The following is a 23,298-nucleotide window of genomic DNA, read 5'->3' on the forward strand; positions in this document are numbered from 1 at the left end:
CCGACATCACCGCGCGGGACAGGACGCGACGGTCGAGGTGGTCGGGTCGAGTAGGAAGTCGTCGACCGCGGTGCGCGTGCATTCGGTTCGGTCGTAGCCGCCGTGACCCCGGCCGTCCCAGGTCACCAGTCGCGCGCCCGGGATTCGCGAGGCGACCCCGGACGCCCAGCCGTGGGGAGTGGCCGGGTCGTGACGCGCGTTCAGCACCAGGACCGGCGGTGTGTCCACCGTCGACGCGACATGCTGCGGATTCGCGACGGGCGTCGACATCCCCGAGCAGAAAGCCGCCGCGGCCCAGGCGAAATGCGTGCCGAGCACCGGCGCCTCGACCCGCTGCCGTTCCCACAGCTCGAGCCAGCGGGCCTGGTCGGGAATATCGAAACGCCAATCCGCGCAGACGATCACCCCGGGATAGTCCGTCACGACGCCGCCGCGGCGCGGCGACGGCACGGCTTCGGCTGCCGCAGGCGCTTGTTCGGCGAGGTCGAACAGTGTGCGCGCCAAGTCCGGCCAGGTCGGGGCGTAGAGATACTGGATCACCGCCGAAGCGAGATCCACCGGCCCCCAGACCGCATCCGGGCGGCCGGGTGCGCGCAGTCGCCCCTCGGTCGCGGTGGCGCGTAGATTCGCGTAGAGCGCGGCGACATCGCGTCCGTGCAGGACGCAGTCCGGATGCGTCGCACACCATTCGGTGAATCCATCGAAGGCGTCCTGTCCGGCACGGGCCTCGTCGGCGAGGAATTCGTCGCCGGTGCGGCTGTGATCGTCCACGCTGTCCAACACCGACGCGCGCACACGTCGCGGGAACAACTCCGCGTACGCCTGCGCGGGCATCGTCCCGTAGGAGCGGCTGTACAAGGTCACGCGCTCCTCGCCGAGCGCGACGCGCAGCGCCTCCACATCGCGGGCCACGCTGACCGCGTCCACGTGATCGAGTAGCGGCCCGGTGTGCTCGCGGCAACTCGCCTCGAGATCGCGTGCGTAGGAATGCACTTCGACGAGTGAGGCGCCCGCGTCGGGCGCGAGCTGCGGGCGTCGCGTCGCGAGTCCTTCGTCGCAGCGCACCGGATGGCTGCGGCCGACACCGCGCGGATCGATGCTCACGATGTCGAAGGCGGCGCGCAATCGCGGTGACAGCGCCGTGCCGCGCAGAATCTGGTCGACGCCGGAGGTGCCGGGGCCGCCCGGCAACGAGATCAGGGTTCCGACACGATGATTCGGGTCATCGGCGCGGTCGCGGACCACCGCGATGTCGATCGTCGCGTCGGGAGCGGACCAATCGATCGGCACGGTCACTGTCGCGCAATCGAATTCCGGCCGCTCCGGGCAACTGCGCCACTCGAGCCCGGCGCGCGGTGGATCTTGCGCACAGCTCGTCAGTGCGCCACAGGCGAGTACGGTCGCGATGGCGACCATGAATCCGTTCCGGCCCGACAACATGTGCCGATCCTCGCCGGCCACACCGCCGACCCGCATCACCCGTCCGGGCTGTTCGCCTCTCACCCCACGGTGCTAGCCCGCGGGGGCGCGGGGCGCTACGCGAGCGGGTGGTCCGGGCCGAACTGCCACACGCCGGGTTGCGCGGTGGCATTGGGCGTCACGGTGCCGATGACCTCGACGCCCGCCTCGTGGAAGGTGTCGACGGCGCGGTCGAGGTGGTCCACGGAGGTGACGACCACCGCGTCGCGGACGCCGAGTTGGCGCATGATCGGAGCCGAGTGTTCGGCGTTCTGAACCGTGGAATTGGCGGTGTCCTCGATGTGGATGCGATCGGCGGGCATGCATTGGCGCAGCAGCCAGTCCGCCATGGCCCTGGCCTCGGTCATGCCGTTGTGCGGGTTGCCGCCGGTCACGATGATCGGCGACATCGGCGCGAGTAGCGCCTGTAGGTAGCCCGCGCGTAGTCGTTCCACCAGTTCCGGGCGCATGCTGCCGTCGTCCTGCAAGCCGTAACCGAGAATGACGATGGCCGTCGACCTTCCGTGGATGTCCGGCAGCGTCTGCGGGCTCACCGTCGCGATCGCGCGCAACGCGTCGACGAGCTGGCCCGCGGCCGACGGCACCGAGCAGGTGGCGGCGGTATCGGCCTGCGCCGCGGGCGCCGCCTGGGTGTAAGTCGCGGCGGCCATGGCGAAGGTGCCGAGCAGCGCTCGGGTGGCGTTGCCGGTGCGGGAGGGGCGTCGGTGGCGGGCGCGGTGCTTGGACGGTGAGACGGGCATGAACTCTCCAGTGGTCGGCCGAAATCTCCGTAACGGCGGAGGATCAGGTGTCGATCAACGTCTAGCAGCGCCGTATTCGCCGATCGACCCTTCGGCCGGGTCTCTGGACATCTCACGTTCACCCGGCGGATCTTTGTGACGACTACTACCGGAATCGCCGGGCCGAAGCGGCATTTTCGAGCGCGCGCTCGGCCCGTCTACCGGAGTGGGGAACGGCTGCGCGTGGCGCTCGGCGTCTCGCCGGTGTATCGACGGTAGACGCGTCGAAAGGCGGCGGCATCGGCGTATCCGACGGCGGCGGCGACCGCGTCGACGGAATTCCGCGTGGTGGTGAGCAGCGCGCTCGCGTGCTCGACACGGAGTCGGTGCACGAAATCGGTGGGAGTGACGCCGAGGACCGCGTGCAGTCGCCTGGCCAGCGTGCGCGGGGACACCGATGCGGCCGCGGCCAATTCGGCGAGCCCGAGTTGCCTGGTCAGGTGCGCGGCGACATACCGCCGCACCGCGCGCACGACGGGATCGTCCGCCCGCAGGTGTTCGAGCGCCATGTACCGCGACTGCGACATTCGGGCGTCGAGCACGAGGTAACCCGCCACGCGCCGCGCCGCGTCCTGCCCGCGCAGGCGCGCCAGGATCGCGAGCAGCAGATCGGCGTGGGCGAAGGCGGCGCCCGCGGTGAGGACGGCGCCGCCGTCGACCACCATCCGGTCGGCGCGCACCCGCACCGGTGGGAACCGGCGGGCGAGCTCCGGCGCCAACCACCAGGTGGTCGTGGCCTCGGCTCCGTCCAGCACACCCGCGGCCGCCAGCACGAAGGTCGCCGAACAGGACGCGGCGACCGTCGCCCCGCTCGCCGCGGCCCGCCGCACGAGTTCGGCCGCCAGGGTGGTGTCGGGGTGGGCGAGCAGGCGTTCGACCAGTTCGGGACTCGACGCCGACGGTCCGGGGAGCACAAGCACGTCACCGGGACCGAACTCCGCCGCGCCCGCGGGCGTCGCCGCCGTGACGCAGACGGTTCGACCCGCGCCGGAACGCACCGGTCCGCCGTCGAGCGACAGCACCCGTTGCGGCAGCGCGGGCTCGGCGGTGTCGATGATGTCGATGCCGACGCCGAGCGCCCCTTCGAGGACGCCGTCGAGCACCAGGTGCGTGATCATGGCGAGATCAGACCGAATAGTGGCGATCCTGTCAATGGCGAGCGCTCCTCGCGTCCGGCACCGTTGGAGTCGTGCCGAACCCCACTGAAAGCCCCCGCGACGCCGCGGGCAGGCGCGACGACAGCCTCGCCGACTTCCGCCCGCGCGTTGTCACCCTGCTGGACACCGCTCGAACGGTGTACGTGAGCGGGACCGGACCGGCGGTGATCGTGATGGCGGAAATGCCGGGAATCAGCCCCGACGTAGCCCGATTCGCGCGCTGGGTGCGCGACGCGGGCTGCACCGTCTACCTGCCGTCGCTGTTCGGACGCGACGGCGCCTACCCGGAGGCGGAGGAAGGACTCGCGGTGCTGCGCCGCGCCTGCGTCAGCGCCGAGTTCCGCGCGTTCGGCGCGGGCCGTTCCAGTCCCGTCACCGACTGGCTGCGCGCGCTGGCCGCGCTCGCCCACCGCGAATGCGGCGGCCCTGGCGTCGGCGCCGTCGGCATGTGCTTCACCGGCAATTTCGCCCTCACCATGATGTGCGAACCGTCGATGCTGGCCCCGGTGCTGTGCCAGCCGTCGCTGCCGTTGGACGAGCCGGGCGGCATCGAGATCTCCCAGAGTGAACTCGCGACGATCCGTGCCCGCCTCGACCGCGAGGACCTGGCGGTGCGCGCCTACCGCTTCGACGGCGACCGCGTGTGCACCGCACAGCGTTTCGCGGCCTACGCGGCCGCGCTCGGCCCGCGCTTCGAGGCGCGCGTGCTGCCCGCGAGCGCGGCGAATCCGACGCCGCCGCCGTTCTTCGAACAGGTGGTCGGCTGTCCGCACAGCGTCGTCACCGCCCACCTCGTCGATGCCGAAGGCGAACCGACCCGCGCCGCGCGCGACGAGATCATCGCCTTCCTACGCGCCCGATTGCACATCACGGAGCACTGAATCGGGCGGGTGAGCGATCCGGGTGGATCAGGTCAGTGTGACGCCGCCGTCCACGACCACGGTCTGGCCCGTCACATAGCTCGCGGCGTCGGAGGTCAACCAGATCGCGCAGGCGGCGAGTTCGTCGGTGTCGCCGGTGCGGCCCAACACGATGCGGGACTTCATGGCCTCCAGGTAGCCGGGCTGGTAGTGGTCGGTCATCTCGGTTTCGAAGAATCCCGGCGCGATCGCGTTGACCCTGATGCCTTTTCGCGCGCCCCACTGCTGGGCGAGGTCGCGGGTCAGGCCGATCACGGCGGCCTTGCTCGCGGCGTAGGCGGCCTGCGGCAGACCGGCGGTGGTGATGCCGAGAACGCTGGAGATGTTCAGGATGGACGATCCCGGCTCCATCACGCGCCCGCAGGCCTGCGCCGCCCAGTACGAGCCGTGCAGATTGACGTCGACGACCTGGCGGAACTGTTCCGGCGTCTCGCGCGTCGCGGGCACGGCGGTGCCGATGCCAGCGTTGTTGACCAGCACGTCGACGCGGCCGTAATGCGCCATGGCGGTATCGATCATGCGCTGGGCCTGATCGGGATCGGCGATATCGGTCTCCACGGTGAGCGCCTGTCGGCCCGCGCCTCGGACCAGTTCGGCCGTCTTGTTCAGCTTGTCGAGCCTGCGCGCGGCCAGCACCAGATCGGCGCCCGCCTCGGCGTAGGCGCGCGCCATGGCCACACCGAGTCCGGAGGACGCGCCGGTGACCACCACGACGCGGCCGTCCATCTTGAAGCTGTCCAGAATTCCCATGGGGGTTGTCTCCCTATATCTTTCGCGTCGGGCGACACCGCGCCGCCCGAATACCCGGTTGTCGCCGCGGCGCGTCCGGGCGAGGTCGGTGGGTCACTTCCGACCCGAGGACTCGGCGTCCGCGCGTTTCGCCGCGCCGACACGGCGTTTCGCGATCGCCCACCGGTGCACCTCGGACGGCCCGTCGTAGATGCGGAACGGGCGGACCTCGCGCGACAGGCGCGCCAGCGGCAGATCCTCGCAGACGCCGCGCGCACCGGCCATCTGCACGCTGCGGTCGACGATGCGGAAGATGGCTTCGGCGGCGAAGGTTTTCGCGATCGAGGTGGAATCCGAGGCGCGAAGTCCTTCGTCGAGTTCCCAGCAGGCCCGCACCAGCAACGCGCGGGTGGCCGCGATGTCGATCTCGTTGTCGGCCACCATCTTCTGGATCATGCCGAGATCGCCGAGCCGTTGTCCGAACCCTTCCCGGTGCGCGACCAGGTCCACCGCGACATCGTGCGCGCGGCACGCGGCGCCGAGCCACCGCATCACGTGCGTCATCCGCGCGGGCCCCAAACGCACTTGCGCATAGTCGAATCCGCGATCGACCTCACCGAGTACGGCCGAATCCGGCACGGTGACATCGGTGAACTCGACCTCGCAGTGCCCGCCGATCATCGCGCGATCCAAGGTGCCGATATGGCGACCGACCCGCACGCCGGGCGTGTCGGCGGGGACGAGGAACATGGTCGCCCCGCCCCGCGACCCCGGTTCGCCCGAGGTCCGCGCCATCACGATGAAGAAGCCCGCGCCGTCCGCGCCGGTGATGAACCATTTCTGTCCGTCGATGCGCCATTCGCCACCGCTGCGCGCCGCGCGGGTGCGCAGCGCGGAGGGGTCCGATCCCGCGCCGGGCGCGGGCTCGGTCATGGCGAACGCGGACCGGATGTCGCCCGCGGCCAGTGGCGCGAGGTAGCGGGCCTGTTGCTCGGGCGAGGCGATGTGGGCGAGTAGGTGCACATTGCCCTCGTCGGGGGCGGCGATGTTCAGTGCCGTCGGGCCGAACAGCGAGTATCCGGCCGCTTCGAAGACGGGCGCGCGATCGGACATGTTCAGCCCGAGCCCGCCGTATTCGACCGGGGCGTGCGGGGCGAAGACACCCGCCTGCTTCGCGGCTCGCTGCATGCGCACGCGCAGCGTGTCGCCGCCCGCGGCCGCGATGTCGCCGCCGTGTCGATCCTCGACGGGGAGGATTTCGCCGTGCACGAACTCCCGCGTCCGCTCGATCAGCGCGGTGACCTCGGGGGAGTAGGACAGCTCGATCGGCACGTCGCCTCGTCTCGTCGAAGTGTGCTTACCGAACGATCGCTCGGTACCCGACGAATCTCCCACTCGCGGTGTTGACAGTCAAGTTCCGAGTGTGAAAACCGAACACGAATTACTTGTATTGTTCAGTGTGGCTGAACACAATGATCGTGTGGAGAATGTTTCGGATTCCGGCGCCGTGAGATCGAGTCCGGTGACATCGGGCGTGACGGGATCGGGTGCGGCCATCAAGCGGGCGCGCACCGCAGCGGGACTCAGCGTGCGCGCGCTCGCCGCGCACATGGACCTCAGCCCCGCCACCATCAGCGCGATCGAGAACGGACGCACCGAAGTCACCGTCGCGCGCCTACGCCGCTTCGCCACGGTGCTCGAGGTCCCCACGGCGCACCTGCTCGCCGAGGGCGGCGCGCCGGTCGATGCGGTGGCACCCGCCGCCGAACCCGAACACGCCGCCGACCTCCCGGACTGGCGCGACTTCCCGCCCCTCACGCTCGACCCGGTCCTCGCCGCCACGGTCGCGGCGATCGTCGAAACCGGCTACCACGGCACAACCATGCGCTCGGTCGCCGCGCGCGCCGGACTCAGCGTTCCCGGCATCTACCACCACTACACCGACAAACAGCAGCTCCTGGTACGCATCCTCGACCTGACCATGGACGAACTGCACCTGCGCGTATCGGCCGCCGCCGACAGCGCGGCCGACAGCGTCGAACGGGTAGCCCGCGTGGTCGAGGCACTCGCCCTGTTCCACACCCACCGCCGCGCGCTCGCCTTCATCGGCGCGAGCGAGATGCGCAGCCTCACCGCCGCCAACCGCACCCGCATCGCCGATTCCCGCAGCCGCCTGCAACGCGTCCTCGACCACGCCATCGAGGCCGCGGCCGCCGAAGGCAGGCTGTGTTGCTCCGACCCGCACACCGCGGGCCGCGCCATCGCCACCATGTGCACCTCGATCCCGCAGTGGTTCCGCGACGACGGTCCACTCACCCCGGAAGACGTGGCACGCGACTACGCCGGGTTCGCCCTCGCTCTATTGGGAGTCGGCCACCGAGGGTGATATCGACAGCGCGCGCGGGCTGTCGAGCTGGATCTCCTCGCGCGTCGCCGGATGCGGACGACTACTTCCGCGGGAGTCCGAGAATCATCTGGGCGATGATGTTGAGCTGGATCTCCTTGGTCCCGCCGCCGATCAACTCGGCGGGCATGGTGAGATACGGCCCGGTGACCGCGGGTTCGGTGGCGGCGGCCATCGCAAGGCGCCCGGTGGTCGCGAGGGTGGCGCGGAAGGTGCGGCGCAGCAGGATGTTCATCGCGACCTTGGAGACGCTGGAGGCCGCGCCCGCGCCATGCCCGTCGAGCAGCCGCAGGATTTCGCGCACCCCGAGCGCCTTGATCGCGTTCGCGTAGGCATCGAGTTCGCCGAGCGCGCGCACGGCGTCGTCACGGTCTTCGCCGGAGGCCGTCGCGGCGACCGTGCGCACCGCGGCGGCCCGGTCGAGCACGACATATCCGCTGATGGCCGTGCGTTCCTCGGCCATGGTGGCGATGGCGAGATCCCATCCCGCGGTGGGTTCGCCGATCAGCATGTGGTCGGGCACGAAGACGTCGGTGAGGAACACCTCGTTGAAGTGGGCGTCGCCGTCGACCTGCCGGATCGGGTTGATCTCGATTCCCGGCGACCGCATGTCGACCACGAAATATCCGATGCCGCGATGCTTGGCCGCCTGCGGATCGGTGCGTGCGAGCAGCGCGCCGTAGTCGGCCCGGTGCGCCGCCGAGGTCCAGATCTTGTGCCCGTTGATCCGCCAGCCGCCCTCGACGCGTTCGGCGCGCGTGACCAGCGCGGCCAGATCGGAGCCCGCGCCGAGTTCGCTGAACAGCTGACACCAGGCGAGTTCACCGCGCAGCGTCGGTGTGATCAACTGCTTCGGCTCTTCGGTGGCGGCCCGTCGCAGGGACGGCAGAATCCATTCGGCGATGCCGAGTGATGGACGCACCAGGTCCGGGCGTCTGCGGAATTCCTCGTCGATGACGAGTTGGCGCAGTGGCGAGGCATCGATTCCCCACGGCGCGGGGAACTGCGGTGCGACGAGTCCGGCCGCGGCGATGGTGTCGCGTCGCGCACCGGTCGCGAAGTGCGGGTAGTCGCCCTGGCGGCCGGGTCCGTCGTCGGTCAGCGCTCGGGCGGCGTCGAGTGTCGCGGCGACGCCCGCGCGGAACTCGGCGTCGGCGTCGCCGATGTCGACGGTGAAGTCCCGCTCGGTCGCGATGGTGGATTCGCCGAGCCGCCTGGCCCAGCGGCCGGGCGCGCCGATCGATGCGGCCAGCGATGTCGCGCGCCGCCAGTAGAGATGCAGGTCGTGTTCCCAGGTGAATCCGATGGCGCCGAACATCGTCATGGTGTCGAGTACGAGGTCGGGGCCCGGGATGATCGTGGTCAGCGCCGCGCCCGCCGCGGCGATCCGATGCTGTTCGAGAGTGTCGCCCGCGGCGCGTACAGCGTCCCAAGCCGCGGCGGTCGCGAGCTCGCTGTCGACGAACAGCAGCGCGGCGCGGTGTTGCAGCGCTTGGAACGCGCCGATCGGTTTGCCGAACTGTTCGCGGACCCGCAGGTGCGCGGTCGCCGCTTCGACGCACCATCGCGCGATGCCCGCCGCCATCGCCGCCGTCGCCGCGACCGCGAGATATTCGGCGCGGTCGGCATCGATGCCGTGCCACACGTCGGCGGTGTCGACCGGGTAGTCGGTGAGGGTGATCGTCGCGAGGTCGGTGAGCAGGTCTGTCCCGTCGACCGGCTCGACCACGCATTCGGGCCGCGCGGTGTCCACGGCGACCCACAACGTCTCTCCGGTGTCGCGCACCGCACCGACCAGCGCGAACCGGGCCGAGCGAGCACCGGCCACGACCGGGGAGGCGCCGGTGATCGACCACCCCGTGCGCTCCGGTCGCGCGCGCGGGCCCGAAGACCGGGGTAGCAGCACCGTTGCCGTGGCGCCCCCGGCGAGCTGTTCGAGGAAGACGCGCACGGATGGCGTCGCTTCGGCGAGCAGAGCTATCGCCCCCGCCGTCATGGTCGGCAGCAGCGGCCCCGGCAGTCCCGCCTTGCCCGCCGCTTCCAGGACGCAGGCGGCGTCGAGCAGGTCGCCGCCCTGGCCGCCGTAGTGCTCGGGCAGGTGGACCGCGTGGAACCCGTTGGCCGTCAGCTCCTTCCACCAGGCGGGGAGTTCGCCCGCGGCGAGCCCGGCGAAGGTGTCGCGGGCACCCGACAGCGGTGCGTACCTGGCGGCGAACTGTTCGACGTAGGTGCCGAGTTCACGTTGTTCGGGGGTCGACGCGATCGTCACGACAGCTGTCCTTCCTCCGTCGCGGCGGATGACCAACGCGGTGGCGGCCCCACCGCGTGGACACGAGTACAGACATTAGTCCAACTGTGGCGCGGGTCAAGTATCCGTCGCGTCCGGCATAAGACGTCGATGCGGATGGCGACGGTGACATCGATATCGCCCGAAGATTGCCCGCACCTGGACTATTGTGCTTACCGTATTGGTTACCGTAGTGTTGCCCAGGTCACACGGAAATGCAGTGGTTTCGACCCGAGGGTCGGCGGGTCAGGCGACGTGCCCGATCGGTGATACCGATTCGGCATGATTCGCCCCCCGGAGCGGAAGTTAGGCACGCGATGCGATTTGGTACATCGAGATCGGCGACGGCGCGGAACGCGACGAATCTGAGAAAGATCGTCGACCGGAACCCGCACGGCGCATCGGCGGGCACCCCCGCGGGACGACCGGCATGACACAACATATCCAGTTCCTGTTGTTGGGAATCGGAAGCGGTGGCGTATTCGGTGCGCTCGCGATCGCTTTGGTGCTCACCTACCGCAGTTCGGGGGTGTTGAACTTCGCGACCGGGGCGATCGCGTTGAACTGCGCCTACATCTACGCCTTCCTGCGTAAGGGTGAGTTCGTCGTCCTGATTCCCGGACTGCCGAAATCCGTCGATATCGGCGGTGACCCCGGGTTCGCCGTCTCGGCCCTGATCGCCGTCGCGCTGTCGGCGCTGTTCGGCCTGTTCGTCTACGTGGTCGTGTTCCGCCCGCTGCGCAAAGCGCCGCCCATCGCGCGCGCCGTGGCCTCGATCGCGCTGATGATCGTGATGGTCGCCGTCGCCGCCAAACAGGTCGGCACGAACGCCGTCGGCGTGAAGGCGATCTTCCCGGTCGATATCTGGACCTTCGGCGGTGTCCGGCTTCCGCAGGACCGCGTCTATTTCGGTATCAGCATCGTGGTGCTGGCCCTGGTCCTCGCCGCGCTCTACAAGTTCACCCGATTCGGCCTGGTGACCCGCGCGACCGCGGAGAGCGAGGAAGGCGCCTACGTCAGCGGCCTGTCCCCGGACCGGATCGCCGCCTACAACTGGATGATCGGCGCGGCGGTCGCGGGCGCGGCGGGCATCCTCATCTCGCCCATCGTGCCGCTGAGCCCGACGGGATACTCGCTGTTCATCGTGCCCGCGCTGGCCGCCGCGATCATCGGCCAGTTCTCCTCGGTCGTGGCCGCGGTCTTCGCGGGTCTGGTGATCGGCATGTTGCAGTCCGAGGCCACCTACCTCTCGCGCACCTACGAATGGCTGCCCTCGAGCGGACTTGTCGAACTGGTTCCGCTGATCGTGATCCTGGTGGTGCTGGTCATCCGGGCCAAGCCGCTGCCATCGCGCGGCGCGGTCATCGTCGCCGAACTGGGCAACGCGCCCTATCCGCGCCGAATTCCGCTGTGGGCGGGCCTGGGCACGGTGGTCACCGCGGTGGTGCTGATCGTGTCCGGAAACGATCTGCGGGTCGCGCTGATCACGACGCTGATCCTCGCCGTGATCGGCATATCCCAGGTCGTGGTCACCGGTTACGCGGGTCAGGTGTCGCTGGCGCAGCTCGCGCTCGCGGGCGCCGCCGCCTACATCCTCGGCCCGATCACCGAGAGCTGGGGCGTTCCTTTCCCGTTCGCGCCCCTGCTCGCGGCGCTGGTGGCGACCGTGCTCGGCGTGGTCGTCGGATTGCCCGCGCTGCGGATTCGCGGACTCACGGTCGCGGTGGTCACCCTTGCTCTCGCGTACGCGATCGAGGCGCTGTGGTTCCGGAATCTGGATTTCGTGCCGTCGAGCGGTGTGAACATCCCGGATCCGAAGATCTTCGGGCACAGCATCGGCATCGGTCGCGGCGAGAACTATCCGCGCCTGGAATTCGGGCTGTTCTGTCTCGCGGTGCTGGTCGTGGTCGGCGTCTCGGTGGCGTATCTGCGGCGCAGCCGCCTGGGCACCCGCATGCTGGCGGTGCGCGCCAACGAACGCTCGGCCGCGGCCTCGGGCGTGGATGTCGTGCGAACGAAGTTGGCGGCCTTCGCGATCGGAGCGTTCATCGCGGGCATCGGCGGCTGCCTGCTCGCCTATCAGCAGACGAACGTGTCGTTCCAGTCCTTCACGTCGCTGGCCGGGGTCACCCTGTTCGCGATCGTGTACCTGGCGGGTGTCACCTCGATCTCCGGCGCCGTCCTCAGCGGCGTGCTCGGCGCGGGCGGTGTCGCGTTCCTGCTGCTGGAGAACGTCAGCGGTAACGCGGGCACCTGGTACCAGGTGATCGTCGGCATCGGGCTCATGATCACCGTGCTGACCAATCCGGAAGGCATCGTCGCACCCGCGCAACGCGCCCTGGCCCGCGTCGGGCGCAAGACCGCGCCGCGCGCGGGTTCGCAGGTCGCCGCGCCATCGCTCGCCGTCGACCACGGCGACGTGCGCCTGGGCGATCCGCTGCTGGTCCTGGACGGCGTGACGGTCCGCTACGGCGGCGTCGTCGCCGTGGACGGGGTGAGTTTCGCGGTGCCGCAGGGCGCGATCGTCGGCCTGATCGGACCGAACGGCGCGGGCAAGACGACGCTCATCGACGCGATCAGCGGTTCGGTGCGCAATGAGGGCACGGTGTCGCTCGGCGGGAATGACCTCGGCGACAAGAGCACCCACCGCCGGATCCACGCCGGTCTCGGCCGGACCTTCCAGGCGATCGAGCTGTACGAGGATCTCAGCGTCCGGGAGAACGTCGTGGTCGGACTGTCCGGTCGCGGGCGCGAGGACGGCGCGGCCACGGCCGAACTCGACGAGATCTTCGACCTGCTCGGCCTCGCCGAGGTCTGCGACACCCCGGCGGGCGAATTGTCGCAGGGGCAACGGCAATTGGTGTCGATCGCCCGCGCGCTGGCGGGCAAGCCGAAACTGTTGCTGCTCGACGAACCGGCGGGCGGCCTCGACACCACCGAAAGTCATTGGCTCGGTGAGCGATTGCTGGCGATCCGCGCCAGCGGCGTGACCATCCTGCTCGTCGAACACGATATGAGCCTGGTGCTGCGGATCTGCGACATCGTCGAGGTCCTGAACTTCGGCCGCAGCCTCGCCTCCGGCACGCCCGAGCAGATCCGCGGCGACCGCGATGTCGCCGAGGCCTACCTCGGCACCATGTACACCGAGGAGGTCGTCGGATGAGCCTGCGGTTGAGCGGCGTGACCGCCGGATACGGCAAACTCCCCATCGTCAGGAATCTGGACCTCGAGGTGCCGTCGGGCACCGTCACCGCGGTACTCGGCCCCAACGGCGCGGGCAAGACCACCCTCATGCTGACGATCGCGGGCCTGCTGCCCGCCCTCGGCGGCGAGATCGGCGTCGAAGGCAAGCGGCTGCCCGACGGCAGACCCGCGCGGGCCAACAACTCCGGCGTCGTGCTCGTCCCCGACAACCGGGCGCTGTTCACCGGGCTGACCGTCGCGGAGAACCTCGAGATCGCCCGCAAACGCGGCGGGCCATCGCTCGACGAGATCCGCGAGACGCTGCCCGCGCTGATACCGCGCTGGAACGTGGCGGCGGGCGCGCTCTCCGGCGGCGAGCAGCAGATGCTCGCGGTCGGGCGGGCACTGGTGCAGAAACCGAAAGTGCTGCTCATCGATGAGATGAGCATGGGCCTCGCGCCGGTCATCGTGGAGAATCTGCTGCCCGCGGTCCGGCATATCGCCGACAGCACCGGCGCGGCGATCGTCCTGGTCGAACAGCACGTGCGGCTCGCCCTCGAGGTCGCCGACGACGCGGTGGTCCTCGTGCACGGCGACGTCACGCTGCGCGGTCCCGCCGCGGAACTGCGCGGCGCACCGGAACGGCTCGAGGCCGCCTACCTCGGAGGTGAATCCGCCACAGCCGCACGTTGATCCGCACACGAGGTCGCGAACAAGCCCACTACACAGCACAATTCCCAGGAGATAGACATGTCCTTACTCACCACGAAGCGATGGCTGGCGCTGCCGTGTATCGCGTTGGCGGCCACGCTGTTCGCGTCCGGCTGTTCCAGTGACGACAAGGATTCCTCGGCCCCGGTCGACAAGTCCGTGCTCGGCCCGGAGAACAAGGCGACCGGTGCGCCGGTGAAGATCGGCTTCATCACCACCGGACCCAAGGCGCCGGTCTACACCGAGGAGACCGAGGTCGCCAACGCCACCGTCGCCTACATCAACAACCACCTCGGCGGCATCAACGGCCGCCCGATCGAGCTGATCGCGTGCGAGGACGAGATCCAGGTCAGTCTGTCGCGCAACTGCGCCAACAAGTTCGTGCAGTCCGACGCGGTGGCCGTGGTCAGCGGTGAGGCCAACAACGCCGACACCGTCGCCGCCATCACCTCGCCGTCCTCCATGGCCTACCTCACCGCCGCGGGCGGCCAGCAGTCGATGATGCTGCCGAACACCTTCGTGCTGGTCAACGCGCTCAACTCGCTGGCGGGCGTGCCCGCGGCGTACGCGAAGCAGAACGGCTACAAGAAGGTCGCCATCATGACCGTCGACTCGCCGACCGCGGTCGACCCGCTCAAGCAGCTCGGGCCGTTCGCGTTCGGCAACGCGGGCGCGCAGGTCGATGTGGTGCCCGTGCCGCTCGGCACCGCCGATATGACCCCGCAGGTCCAGGCCGCGCTCGAGAAGAAGCCCGAGATGTTCCACTTGCTCGGCGACGTCTCGTTCTGCACCGCCGCGCTCAAGGCCATGAAGACGCTGAACACCAGCCAGCCGGTCATGTCGGTGACCCAGTGCGTCGGCAGCGCGGACGCCGCCGCGCAGATCCCCGGCGGCTACGAGGGTGTGAAGGTCGTCGCCAACGCGGTGTTCGACACCTCGACCGAGGACGGCAAGCTCTTCGCCGCGGTGGTCGACGGGTCGGGAGCCAAGGATCCGCAGCGCGCCGCCTCGATCTACCGGACGATCCTGAGCCTGCAGTCGGCGTTGAACGGCGCCCCGGGTGAGATCACCCGCGAATCCACCCTCGCGCGCCTGAGCGCGATGCCCGAGCCGAAGCCGCTCCCGCTCTCCGGCGGCGGCACCTTCCAGTGCGGCAGCAAGCCCATCCCGGTCGTGCCCAACATCTGCTCCGACGGCGCCCTGCTCGGCACCGCGAAGGAGGACGGCACTCTGGTCGACATCAAGCCGATCGACACGAAAGGTATCTTCTCCCTGCCCGGTACGGCCCGCTGACACGTTGCGGACGGCGCCCGCCCGGCACCCGGGCGGGCGTCGCGGCGTGTTCGCGGTACCCGATCACAGAAAGGCACGACATGCAGCGGTTGCAAGCGGAGGAGACCTTGAGCTCCTCGACCGAGGTCGACGCCGAGATCGACACCGTCTACGCACTGGTCTCCGACGTCACCCGCATCCCCGAGTGGAGCACCGAGACCGTCCGCGTGCGCCACCTCGACGCGCAGCGGTTCCGCTCCTGGAACCGACGGCGGCTCGGAGTGTGGCGAACCGACGCGGAGATCGTCGAATCGGTTCCGGGACAGCGGTTCTCCTTCGTCGTCAAGGTCATGGGCGGCGACTGGACGCAGTGGACCTACCTTGTCGAACCCGGCGCCGCGCCCGGCACCACCCGCCTGACCGAGACCTTCCGCATGTGCGTCGCACTGCCGAACAGCGTGCTCGCCTTCGAGCGGCTGTTCCTGTTCGTCCGCGACCGCCGCACCGACCTGCAGGCCAATCTCGACGCCTCGGTCGCGCGCATCAAGAGCATCGCCGAAGCCGATGCTCGCGTCGGTGACAAGGGGGACGCTCGCGTCGGTGACAACGGGGACGCTCGCGTCCGTGACAACGGGGACGCTCGCGTCCGTGACAACGGGGACGCTCGCGTCCGTGACAACGGGGACGCTCGCGTCCGTGACAACGGGGACGCTCGCGTCCGTGACAACGGGGACGCTCGCGTCCGTGACAAGGGAGAACCGGCATGAGATATCAGGATCGTGTCGCGGTGGTCACCGGCGCGGGTTCGGGCATCGGCCGCGCGTTGACCATCGCCCTCGCCCGCGACGGCGCCCGAGTCGCGGCCTCCGACATCGACCCGAAGGGCCTGGCCGAGACCGCGTCCGCGGGTCCGGCGGGCAGCGTCACCACCTACCCGCTCGACGTCGCCGACCGCGCGGCGTTCTCCGCGCACGCCGAGCAGGTGCGCACCGATCTCGGTCCCGCCTCGATGGTGTTCAACAACGCGGGCGTCGACCTGATGGCCAATATCGCCGACATGGACCCGGCCGATCTCGACTGGCTGTTCGGCATCAATATCGGCGGTGTCGTCAACGGCATCAAGGCATTCCTGCCGCAACTCCTGGAAACGGGCACCGCGGCGAAACCGTCGCACCTGATCACCATGTCCAGTGCGTTCGGCCTGATCGCGGTGCCCGCCCAGGGCGCCTACAGCGCGTCGAAATTCGCGGTGCGCGGTCTCACCGAAGCGCTGCGCCAGGAAATGATCCTCGACAACCTCCCGGTATCGGTGCACTGCGTGCATCCCGGCGTGGTGAAGACGAACTTCGGCGCCAATATGCGGACCGCCGAAGCCGACGCCGATATCGCGAGGACCCTGTTCGACAAAGCCGCCATGACCACCCCCGAGAAGGCGGCCGAGGTGATACTGCGCGGTGTCGACAAGAATCGCGCCAGGATTCTCGTCGGTCCCGACGGCCGCGTCATGGCGGCATTGCCGCGCGTTCTCGGGGTCTCCTACACGACGCTGCTGGCGCGCGGCGCCCGGCTGATGAATTCGCGCTCGAAGAAGAACTGACCGCTATCCGGCCGTGGCGTGGGCCTGCTCGTAGAGTCGGGCCCATTCGGCGCGCGAGCGGATGGAGACGTCGACATCGGTGGCCGCCGCCCGCAGCGCGCCGACGGTGACGTCCTCGCGCCGCTTGCCCCCGAACGGATCCCAGTCGAAGAATCGGCACGAATTCTGCCAGGTGATCTTGTCGATATCGCTGTCGTCGGCGCCCGCTCCGTCGAGTTCGGCGAGCACCTTCTCGGCGGCGTCGGGCCAGAAGCAGTCCGAATGGGGGTAGTCGCATTCCCAGGCGATGATGTCGATGCCGATCTCGTGGCGCAGTTTCAACGCGGTCGGGTCGGTGACGTAGCAGGCCAGCGAGTGTTCCTTGAACACCTCGCTCGGCAGTTTCCCGCCGAAGTCGCGGCGCAGCCACCGCTGATTGGTGTAGTGGCGGTCGCACCGATCGAGGAAGAACGGAATCCAGCCGATCCCGCCTTCGGAGAACGCGAACTTGAGTCCGGGGAACGCGCGCATCGCGGGCCCCCACAGCAGATCCTGTGCGGTGATCGCCGACACCTGGGTGGCCAGCACGATCATATTGTCGATCGGCGCGTCGTCGGCCATCGAAATGGCGCCGAGTCCCGAGCCGATGTGCAGGCACATCACCACGTTCTCGTCGACGAGCGTGCGGAACACCGGACCCCAGTAGTCGATGTCGTGATAGCTGGGCAGACCCTCGAGGTGCGGGATCTCGGGCATGGTGATCGCGCGGCAGCCCTTGGCGGCCACCCGGCGGATCTCCGCGCACATCGCTTCCGGATTCCAGGTCGGCATCAGCGCCAGCGGGAGGAACCGGTCGGGGTAGGCGCCGCACCACTCGTCGATGTGCCAGTCGTTGTACGCCTGCACCATCACGATGGTCACGTCGGCCTGATGCTGGTTCAGGTGGCGCGCGGAGAATCCGGTGAACGTCGGGAAGCACATCGAGCCGACGATGCCGTTGCGGTTCATGTCACGGACGCGCTCGTGCACGTCGTAGACGCCGGGCCGCATCTCGGCGAAGCGGGCCGGGTCGCGCCCCCATTCCTCGGCGGGCCACGACACCACCGCGTTGAGGCCGCTGACCCCGGTCGGTTTGCCCTGATACACCCACTGGTCGATGCCATCGTCGGTGACGATGACCCGCGGCGCCTCGTCGACGTATTTCGCGGGCACGTGGCGGTGGAACATATCCGGCGGTTCCACCACGTGGTCGTCGATACTGACGAGAATCAAGTCCTCACAACGCATTTCGATTCCTGGATACGCTCGGCTACAAATGTCTGCCCTCAGTTGTACGCTGTTCCGATATGACCGACTCCACGCTATCGGCCACACATGACGCAGAATCGGCCAAAGTCGAGTATCTGCGTCGCAGCGCCGCGGTCACGGCGGGCAGCTACGTGTACGAGGAAGGACACCTCGTCACCGGATGGCACCGCCACGACCTGCACCAGATCCAGTACGCGGCGGGCGGCGTCGTTGAGGTGGAGACCGCCACCGCCCACTACCTCTCGCCGCCGCACCGCGCGGTCTGGATCCCCGCCGGACTCGCCCACCAGACCGTCATGAGCGCCAACGTGCGCGCCATCTCGGTGATGTTCGACCCGTCCCTGGTGCACGCCGATGGCGACCGCGCCGCGGTGCTCGACGTGTCCGCGGTGATCCGCGAGATGATCATCCACGCCCAGCGCTGGCCGATCTACCGCCTCGGCACCGAACCGATGGCCGACAGATACTTCACCACCCTCGGCGAACTGGTCCTCGACGCCATCGAGACCGACGAGACCTACCTCAACCTCCCCGTCTCCGACCATCCCGTGGTCGGCGCGGCCATGGCCTACACCAAACAGCACCTCGTCGAGGTCACCATCGCCGAGGTCGCCCGCGCGGTGGCGGTCTCCGAACGCACCCTGCGCCGCCTGTTCGACGACCACGTCGGCTACTCGTGGCGCACCTACCTGCTGAACGTGCGCATGCTGCGCGCGATGGCTCTGCTCGCCTCCCCGAGACAGACCGTTCAGGAGACCGCGCGCGCCGTCGGCTTCGACAACGCGGGCTCCTTCTCCCGGGCCTTCACCGAATTCAGCGGCCAGTCACCGTCCTCCTACCGCCGCAGCGCGGAGTCCCATCTCTGATCCCTCGGCCCGAGAAACCGCGGGCTACCCGTTCATCAGAGTGAACAGCGCCCACGCCGTGGACGGGTCGAAGATCTCGCTGTGCCCGTGAATGGTGCGAGAACCGTTGACGGACAACACCTCCGTGTCCACGTGCGGATACAGATCGCCGGGATCTTTGATGTCGGCCCAAGTGACCCGCACTCGCCCGCCCGGCCCGTAGCCGCCGAGTGCGGCATAGTCACTGGGCGCGTCCGCTCCCGCGACGCCGATATCACCGAGGTCTTTTCCGCGGCGCAATGCGAGGTGGAAGAAACAACGCAACGCGCGGTCCTCCAGGCTGAAAGTCGTCACGATCGGTTGCCGCACGAATTCCCCGGCCCCGCGATATCCGCCTTCGGGATGGTCGGCGGAGAAGCAGAGATAGTTCACGGCGGGCTGCAACAACAGCATGGAATCCACGGGACGGGGCAGCGGGGCGCCCGCGGGCCGCGACACCGCGTTGAGGAATACCCGCGCGCCGTAGGAATGCCCGATCACGTGGAAACGGGTGTCGCTGTTCGACTTCTCGAGCATTTCGCGCAGCATCGGGCCGACGCCGACCGTGCCGACCGTGCCCGCCCGATCCTTCATTTGATACACCGTGAACATCCGCAGCAGTTTGCGCGGATCGAGCGCCGACAGGAATCCGGCGGCCTCGGGAGACGGCCCGCCGCCGTTCGCCGAACCGCCGGGATCGCCGGGGGAGACGCGCGGCGCGAGCTCCGCTTCGATCATCGCCCATGCCGCGAGGATGTCGTCGGCGTCGCGGGCGGTATCGGCGGGCAGGTCGGCGTCGCCGGTCGCGCAGACGTCGACGAGCATGTCGATCAAGCGGCGTCCCTCGGTCTCGTCGATCCTGGCGGGCTCGGTCAGACGGTAGAACTCGGCGCGATCGCCCTCGGCGACGAGCGGCGCGAACTCGAGCGTGGTGTCCGGCGTGTTCGCGCGCTCGTCGGCGGCGGCGATATCGGGGCCGTGCTCCCACGAGAACTCCAGCGCCGCCGACGGCCAGTAGAGCCCGACGAGAGCGGGCCGGTATTCCCGATCGAATCGGTAGCCGCCGTCGTGCATCATCTTGTGGAATACCGAGAGGAATCGCAGATACGTCTCGTTGGCCGCGTCCCAATCGTTGTTCCAGCCGTGGCAGAAGGCGATGACGTCGGTGAATTCGCCCGCACCGACGGCATCGATCAGAGCGCGCTGGGTGAGTGGGCTCGTCGATATGCCGTCGGCGTCGAACTGCAACGCGTAGCGTGGCACGCGCGCTCCGGTGTCGGTGACGAAATAGTCGATAGGTTTTGTATCCGTCGGCATGGCACACCTCTTCCTCGACGTTTGCGCTACTGTGCGGGCACGGGGAACTATCCCTCCGATAGCTGGAAATTTCCTGAGTACTCGACTACCTCAATCCGGCGCCGGTCTACTCGCCACGGCCTTCGGTGCGTCGAAAGCCCGTGGGATCCTTCGCCGGTTCGGGAGTCGTACCGGTCTCATGAGGTTAGGCAAACCCTGGTCGATGTCCGGATCGCGGCGATCGGGCAACCTGTCGGAGGCGGGGCCTATACTGTTGGCCCAGGGGAGTTGATCCGTGTCGGGGTGAGCGTGAGGTAGCAGGGGTTATGGTGGCTGAAGCTCGGGAACGTCAGCAGGATTCGACCGTCGTGCCGACCGAGCCCGCCGGGCATCCGGAATTGCGAGTACTGCCGGAATGGCCGCGCGACACCATCGCGGTGCTCGTGACCGCCGATCCGGCACTGCACGCGATCCCCGTGTCCTGGCCGGTTCGCGCCGGTGACAAGCGAATCCTGTTGAGTCTGCGCAACAATCGCGGTTCGCTCGCGCGGTTGCGCGACAGCGCCGAGGTGGCGCTGGTCATTCTCGGCGGCGGCAACGTCGCGCTCTCGGCGCGCGGTCGCGCCGAGGTGATCGCGGATCCGATGCCCGAGGCGGAGGATTACGTCGCCGTCGCGATCGCGGTCGAGGTGATCGACGACCACCGCCAGGGCGCGTTCCTGGTCGATGCGGGCATCCAGCGCACCGTGGTCGACGAGGCCGAATTCCAGTATCTGGAAGCACGTTTCGCCACCCTGCGCGAGATGGCCCGCGAAGGGAAGTAGTCGCGGCGCCGAATCCTCCGGCGCCGCAGACTGTTTCGACGCTCAGCCCTGTTTCGACGCTCAGCCGCGCGCGGGTCCGCGCGGCACATCGCGGAAGGGCAGGGTGCTGTCCGGCGAGGGTTCGCGTGGCATCCCGAGCAGTCTTTCGCTGATCACGTTGCGAGCCATCTCCGTGGTGCCGCCGCCGATGCACGCGGTCTGCCGCATCAGGAACGTCTCCGCCGCGCCCGCGTGCACGTCGTCCTCGGACCAGGCGATGGCCGCACCCGCCGCGACCTCGGCCCGGATGGTCGATTGCCGCACGCCCGCGAGGCCGCGGAAGAGCCGTCCGAGCGCGGCGGACTGATCCGAGATCGCCCCGGAGGAGATGCCGGTGGCGAGGCGGCCCGCGAGCGCCGTTTCGACCAGGTCGAGCATCTGCGATTCGCCGACGAGTTCGCGGGTGCCCGGCTCGTCCAGAACGCCCGCCCGGCACGCGACGTCGAGCAGGGGAGCGTCGGTCAGCCCCGGCCGGTCGGACCAGGTCACGTAGGGGGAGTCGGCGAGCATCCGTTCGTGGAACATCCAGCGCCTGCCGACGGTCCATCCGTCGTTGACCTCGCCGACCCGGTCGGTGTCGGGAACCCGGACGTCGGTGAGGAATTCCTGACAGAAATCCTTGGCGCCGTTGAGCATTTCGATCTGGTGCACCTGCACGCCGGGTTGGTGGATGGGCAGGATGAACACCGTGAGCCCGCGGTGTTTCGGCACATCCCAGTCGGTGCGCGCCAGGCACAGCGCCCAGTCCGACCACCACGCGCCGGTGGTCCAGATCTTGGCGCCGTTGAGTATCCAGTCGTCCCCGTCGCGGACCGCGGTGGTGACCGCGCCCGCCACATCCGAGCCGCCGCCCGGCTCGGAGAGGAACTGCATCCAGATCTCCTCGCCGCGCAGGATCGCCGGGATGTGGCGCAGCTTCTGTTCCTCGGTGCCGAAGTCGAGCAGCACCGCGGCGCACGGAGACAGCGTCGGCACCTGGAATCGGGTCGGATATTCGTAGCCCGCCAGTTCCTCGTTGAACGCGCGTTGATGGTCGCCGGTGAGGCCGCGGCCGCCGTAGCGGGTGGGGATGGCGAGTCCGGCGAATCCCGCGTCGTAGAACTTGCGTTGCAGTTCACGGTCGTAGGCGACCGCGGCCAACTCGGCCTCGCGGGCGACGCTGCGCAGCCCGGACGCGGTCTCGGGGCGGAAGGCGCCCAGTTCGGCGCGGATCCATCGGCGGGCCCGCAGCCGGAAGTCCTCGACGGTCTCGGCGCTCATGCGGAAACCCTCTCGCTCAGTAGGTGTTCGGTGATCGCGCGATGATGCTGGGCCGGTGTGGCGTGCAGCATCCGGTTGACGGTCGCCCGGCGCAGGAACAGGTGCAGATCGTGTTCGAAGGTGAGTCCGATGCCGCCGTGCAGCTGCACACAGTCCTGGAGCAGTTCGACACCGTATTCGCCGGTGTAGGCCGCGGCCGCCCGCGCGAGCACGCCCGCGTCGGGACGGCGATCCTCGACGGCGGCGGCCGCGGCGTCGGCGATCGCGTGCGAGGCTTCCAGCCACATCTTCATGTCGGCGAACCGGTGTTTCAGCGCCTGGTAGGAGGCCAGCGGACGACCGAAACTGTAGCGGTCGTCGGCCCATCGGGCGGTCATGTCGAATCCGACCTGCATGGCGGCGACGGTTTCGGCGGATTGCAGGATCAGCGCCGTGTGCAGCTGGCTCTCGAGTTGCTCGCCCGCGCCGTCGATGTCGCCGACCGCCGCGCTCGCGTGCACCCGGACATTGTCGAAGACCACGGTGTCGAAGCGGCGGACCAGGTCGATCGAGCGCAGCGGGGTGATGGAAACGCCGGGCGCCGCGGCGGGCACGAGCACCTGGGTCGGGCCGTTGTCGGTCCGGCCCGCGACCAGCAGGTAGCGGGCCGCGCTCGCGGACTCCACGGGTCGGCAGGCGCCGTCGATCACCAGATCGCCGCCGTCGGAGCGGATGCGGAGTTCGCCGTCGGGACCGGACGGGGCGCGGCACCAGGTCGCGATCGCCGCTCCCGAGGTCAGTTCGTCCAGCACCTCCGGGTGCGCGCCGGTGTCGTGCAGTGCGCGCACGACGACGTTGACGGCGGCCAGCGGGCCTGGTGCGGAGTGCGTGCCGAATTCGTTGGCGATGAGGGTGAGGTCGACGAGCGGGCGGCCGCTTATCCCGTGGCCGTCGGGGTCGGCGAGCAGCGCGGTCCAGCCGAGTTCGGCGCCGCGGCGCCAATAGTCGGGGTCGAATCCGGTCGGGTGCTCGCGCAGCTGCCGCAGCATGGTCACGGGCATGTGGGTGGCGAGGAACTTGGCGGTGGTCGATCGAAAGAACTCCTGGTCGGAGGTCATGTCCAGGAGCATCGTTCGCACTCGTTTCTGTCGGTGGTCGGTCGCGGCTCGGCGACCGGCCTCCTATATCGAATACCTTGTGGTAGGTACTTT

The 23,298-nt window shown here is 69.0% G+C and carries 19 protein-coding genes; 9 read left to right on the forward strand and 10 right to left on the reverse strand.

What is annotated here, in order from left to right; genetic code table 11:
- Positions 1 to 6 precede the first annotated feature (6 nt).
- The 3 genes from IT779_RS23360 to IT779_RS23370 all read right to left on the reverse strand — a co-directional run bounded on the left by IT779_RS23360 (position 7) and on the right by IT779_RS23370 (position 3,376).
- Positions 7 to 1,440 (reverse strand): alpha/beta hydrolase, encoded by a 1,434-nt coding sequence (locus tag IT779_RS23360; RefSeq protein WP_196151539.1) that lies wholly within the window; start codon positions 1,438 to 1,440, stop codon positions 7 to 9.
- 95 nt (positions 1,441 to 1,535) lie between these two features.
- A complete protein-coding gene (locus tag IT779_RS23365; RefSeq protein ID WP_232542024.1) occupies positions 1,536 to 2,219 on the reverse strand; it encodes a YdcF family protein in 684 nt (227 codons plus the stop codon).
- A 197-nt stretch (positions 2,220 to 2,416) separates the two neighbouring features.
- The gene (locus tag IT779_RS23370; protein ID WP_196151540.1) at positions 2,417 to 3,376 is read right to left on the reverse strand and encodes a GlxA family transcriptional regulator; all 960 of its coding nucleotides are present in this window, start codon (positions 3,374 to 3,376) and stop codon (positions 2,417 to 2,419) included.
- A gap of 71 nt (positions 3,377 to 3,447) precedes the next feature.
- Here IT779_RS23370 and IT779_RS23375 point away from each other — a divergent pair, with 71 nt between their 5' ends.
- The gene (locus IT779_RS23375) at positions 3,448 to 4,296 is read left to right on the forward strand and encodes a dienelactone hydrolase family protein (protein WP_196151541.1); all 849 of its coding nucleotides are present in this window, start codon (positions 3,448 to 3,450) and stop codon (positions 4,294 to 4,296) included.
- 27 nt (positions 4,297 to 4,323) lie between these two features.
- Here the strand turns inward: IT779_RS23375 and IT779_RS23380 are convergent, their stop codons facing one another.
- Both IT779_RS23380 and IT779_RS23385 read right to left on the reverse strand, forming a co-directional pair.
- Positions 4,324 to 5,085, reverse strand: coding sequence for an SDR family NAD(P)-dependent oxidoreductase (locus IT779_RS23380; RefSeq protein WP_196151542.1), 762 nt, complete (start codon positions 5,083 to 5,085; stop codon positions 4,324 to 4,326).
- A gap of 93 nt (positions 5,086 to 5,178) precedes the next feature.
- Positions 5,179 to 6,396, reverse strand: a complete 1,218-nt coding sequence (locus IT779_RS23385; RefSeq protein WP_196151543.1) for an acyl-CoA dehydrogenase family protein — start codon at positions 6,394 to 6,396, stop codon at positions 5,179 to 5,181.
- A gap of 148 nt (positions 6,397 to 6,544) precedes the next feature.
- Between IT779_RS23385 and IT779_RS23390 the strand changes: the two genes are divergently transcribed.
- Positions 6,545 to 7,450 (forward strand): TetR family transcriptional regulator, encoded by a 906-nt coding sequence (locus tag IT779_RS23390; RefSeq protein WP_332838936.1) that lies wholly within the window; start codon positions 6,545 to 6,547, stop codon positions 7,448 to 7,450.
- Between the two features lie 61 nt (positions 7,451 to 7,511).
- Here IT779_RS23390 and IT779_RS23395 read toward each other — a convergent pair whose 3' ends face one another.
- Positions 7,512 to 9,737, reverse strand: coding sequence for an acyl-CoA dehydrogenase family protein (locus tag IT779_RS23395; protein WP_196151544.1), 2,226 nt, complete (start codon positions 9,735 to 9,737; stop codon positions 7,512 to 7,514).
- 448 nt (positions 9,738 to 10,185) lie between these two features.
- On the opposite strand from IT779_RS23395, the gene IT779_RS23400 reads away from it, so the two are divergent.
- From IT779_RS23400 to IT779_RS23420, 5 genes are all read left to right on the forward strand, one after another.
- The gene (locus IT779_RS23400) at positions 10,186 to 12,918 is read left to right on the forward strand and encodes a branched-chain amino acid ABC transporter permease/ATP-binding protein (RefSeq protein ID WP_196151545.1); all 2,733 of its coding nucleotides are present in this window, start codon (positions 10,186 to 10,188) and stop codon (positions 12,916 to 12,918) included.
- Complete coding sequence (locus tag IT779_RS23405) at positions 12,915 to 13,631, forward strand: ABC transporter ATP-binding protein (RefSeq protein ID WP_196151546.1); 717 nt, start codon at positions 12,915 to 12,917, stop codon at positions 13,629 to 13,631. Before IT779_RS23400 ends, IT779_RS23405 begins: the two co-directional genes overlap by 4 nt.
- Before the next feature lie 57 nt (positions 13,632 to 13,688).
- Entirely contained in the window at positions 13,689 to 14,942 is a 1,254-nt protein-coding gene (locus IT779_RS23410; protein WP_196151547.1) for an ABC transporter substrate-binding protein, read from the forward strand.
- 80 nt (positions 14,943 to 15,022) lie between these two features.
- Positions 15,023 to 15,688 carry an SRPBCC family protein gene (locus IT779_RS23415; RefSeq protein ID WP_198428862.1) on the forward strand — a complete coding sequence of 222 codons (666 nt, stop codon included), beginning with the start codon at positions 15,023 to 15,025 and terminating at the stop codon, positions 15,686 to 15,688.
- Positions 15,685 to 16,518, forward strand: coding sequence for an SDR family NAD(P)-dependent oxidoreductase (locus tag IT779_RS23420; protein ID WP_196151548.1), 834 nt, complete (start codon positions 15,685 to 15,687; stop codon positions 16,516 to 16,518). The genes IT779_RS23415 and IT779_RS23420 overlap by 4 nt, the downstream gene beginning before the upstream one ends.
- Positions 16,519 to 16,521: 3 nt before the next feature.
- On the opposite strand, the gene IT779_RS23425 is transcribed toward IT779_RS23420, so the two are convergent.
- The gene (locus IT779_RS23425; RefSeq protein WP_196151549.1) at positions 16,522 to 17,784 is read right to left on the reverse strand and encodes an amidohydrolase family protein; all 1,263 of its coding nucleotides are present in this window, start codon (positions 17,782 to 17,784) and stop codon (positions 16,522 to 16,524) included.
- A 59-nt stretch (positions 17,785 to 17,843) separates the two neighbouring features.
- Between IT779_RS23425 and IT779_RS23430 the strand changes: the two genes are divergently transcribed.
- On the forward strand, positions 17,844 to 18,671 hold the full coding sequence (locus tag IT779_RS23430; protein WP_196151550.1) for an AraC family transcriptional regulator: 828 nt from the start codon (positions 17,844 to 17,846) through the stop codon (positions 18,669 to 18,671).
- A 24-nt stretch (positions 18,672 to 18,695) separates the two neighbouring features.
- Here the strand turns inward: IT779_RS23430 and IT779_RS23435 are convergent, their stop codons facing one another.
- Positions 18,696 to 20,006, reverse strand: coding sequence for a hypothetical protein (locus IT779_RS23435; RefSeq protein ID WP_196151551.1), 1,311 nt, complete (start codon positions 20,004 to 20,006; stop codon positions 18,696 to 18,698).
- A gap of 305 nt (positions 20,007 to 20,311) precedes the next feature.
- Between IT779_RS23435 and IT779_RS23440 the strand changes: the two genes are divergently transcribed.
- On the forward strand, positions 20,312 to 20,809 hold the full coding sequence (locus IT779_RS23440; RefSeq protein ID WP_232542025.1) for a hypothetical protein: 498 nt from the start codon (positions 20,312 to 20,314) through the stop codon (positions 20,807 to 20,809).
- Between the two features lie 60 nt (positions 20,810 to 20,869).
- Here the strand turns inward: IT779_RS23440 and IT779_RS23445 are convergent, their stop codons facing one another.
- Together IT779_RS23445 and IT779_RS23450 are read right to left on the reverse strand one after the other, a co-directional pair.
- A complete protein-coding gene (locus IT779_RS23445) occupies positions 20,870 to 22,108 on the reverse strand; it encodes an acyl-CoA dehydrogenase family protein (RefSeq protein ID WP_196151552.1) in 1,239 nt (412 codons plus the stop codon).
- Positions 22,105 to 23,205 carry an acyl-CoA dehydrogenase family protein gene (locus tag IT779_RS23450; RefSeq protein ID WP_232542026.1) on the reverse strand — a complete coding sequence of 367 codons (1,101 nt, stop codon included), beginning with the start codon at positions 23,203 to 23,205 and terminating at the stop codon, positions 22,105 to 22,107. Before IT779_RS23450 ends, IT779_RS23445 begins: the two co-directional genes overlap by 4 nt.
- Positions 23,206 to 23,298 lie beyond the last annotated feature (93 nt).

This window comes from Nocardia bovistercoris, assembly GCF_015674855.1.
GTDB lineage: Bacteria > Actinomycetota > Actinomycetes > Mycobacteriales > Mycobacteriaceae > Nocardia > Nocardia bovistercoris.